Origin of the sequence: Pseudoalteromonas sp. A757 (genome assembly GCF_004103285.1) — a bacterium.
GTDB classification, from domain to species: Bacteria; Pseudomonadota; Gammaproteobacteria; order Enterobacterales; family Alteromonadaceae; genus Pseudoalteromonas; species Pseudoalteromonas galatheae.
On record NZ_QNQN01000030.1, the window covers coordinates 1 to 1,070 of the forward strand.

At 37.7% G+C, this 1,070-nt stretch carries 1 protein-coding gene; it reads right to left on the reverse strand.

Annotation, left to right across the window (positions count from 1 at the left end):
• The coding region (locus DRB05_RS00205) for a DUF642 domain-containing protein (RefSeq protein WP_128725170.1) at window positions 1-608 on the reverse strand (608 nt) is incomplete at its 3' end.
• Window positions 609-1,070 lie beyond the last annotated feature (462 nt).

Here is a 1,070-nt window from a genome sequence, read left to right on the forward strand (position 1 = left end):
TAAACATAGCTGTTGCTGTCTTCACCAAAGTTATTGATACCATACACGCCAACTTTACAAGTCACCGGTGGCTCTGGAGGTGTAACTTCCTCTTCCTCTGTCACTACTACGTTGTCTAATAACGCACCCAATGAATCAGAAGTACCTAAGCCTTGAAACCGAAGTTGTGTTGAACTGCTCGTCGCTTCAACTGTGTACTCGTACTTTGTCCAGCCTCGGGTCGTTGCATTCATTGTTGCTAGGGTTGTATCACCAAACCATGCTCTTGCTCTATTTGTAGAGTTGTCACCTACAATTCTTGCTGAATAATAAAAACTGACCTTGTAGCGCTTGCCAATCACAGTTGGAATATCTTGATAAATTGAGTAGTTTCCCGTCGAATCTAATTCAATATGACTGTCACCGCTCTGCGAATCTATAAAATTTATCGTTGTCTTTTGGATTTCAAGTTTCGCACCTTCTGTACTCCACCCTTCTATCTCATCTAGTAACGCCCAAGTCCCAGCTATTAAAGAGTTGTTTTCAAAAGAACCATTAGAGACTAAGTTTTCTGAACCTAGTACCGAGAATGGTAAAATTAATATCACCTTGGCTAATATCTTTTTCATAATGCATCTCTCGCTGATTAAATACTAATATAGATAAAGCAAAATTAAGGCCAATTTCAATTAAAGATAATTTTCTTTAATATCAATGTGATAGTTATATTTATAAGGATATATCCTGTGTATTTAGTCTTAAGTTTTGAAATTTGCAAAAAAGTTTTCATTTTGCAAATGGAACAGGCAACTTCATTAGTCGGTCGAACCAGACACTTCATTTAAAATATCTATGAGCTTCTCTGTTCAAAATTAGGCAGGATCGTAGGAGGGTTTCTAAAATTGTGCTTGATGTGTTAAATGAAATGCTATTTTAAGCTATCGGATCACCAATCTCGCCCCTAGTCAACCCAAAGATAAATACTTCTATGTAGCGATATAGAAGCTTGGGTCCAAAACGAAAAAAGCGAGGGTTTCCCCTCGCCTTGTCTACTGTCTACGTGTTTCTGTATTTATTCACAGTAGTTCGCT